Annotated in this window: 2 pseudogenes; both read left to right on the top strand. The window is 63.5% G+C overall.

Annotated features, from left to right (window positions below):
- A pseudogene (locus tag EN852_RS34760) lies at positions 1 to 236 on the top strand (peroxiredoxin); the annotation flags it as partial.
- Between the two features lie 137 nt (positions 237 to 373).
- A pseudogene (locus EN852_RS34765) lies at positions 374 to 554 on the top strand (NAD(P)/FAD-dependent oxidoreductase); the annotation flags it as partial.

A 554-nucleotide genomic window follows, 5' to 3' on the forward strand; every position in this document is an offset into this window, starting at 1 on the left:
CCGCTATTTCCTACCCGATGACGCACGCCCGCAACTGCGACGAGGTGCTGCGCGTGGTGGACTCCCTGCAGCTGACGGCGAAGCATCGCTTGGCGACGCCGGTCAATTGGAAGCCGGGTGACGACGTCATCATCGCGGGTTCGGTGTCGAATGATGAGGCTAGGCAGCTTTATCCGCAGGGCTGGAAGGAACCGAAGCCCTACATCCGCATCGTGCCGCAGCCTGTGCTGACCTGACAGGTCTGACCAGGGCCCAGGAGGGCAGGGCATCGGCGGCGAGGGAGCGTGGGAGACACGCGCTCGCCGCCACCGGGAAGGCAACGAACGAGTTCAACCCGGCGCCTCGGCATGGCGCCAAGACGTGGGGAACCAAGATGAGCACCGCAAAGAAACCATCCATCGTCGTTTTAGGTGCGGGCTTTGGCGGCCTGGAACTGACGACGCTGCTGTCCGAGGCGATGGGCGACGCCCTCGACGTCACGCTCATCGACAAGAGCGAACCCTTCATCTTCGGCTTTTCGAAGCTCGAAGTGATGTTCGGCCTGAAGGCGTCGG

Source organism: Mesorhizobium sp. M2E.F.Ca.ET.209.01.1.1, from assembly GCF_004010375.2.
Classification (GTDB): Bacteria; Pseudomonadota; Alphaproteobacteria; order Rhizobiales; family Rhizobiaceae; genus Mesorhizobium.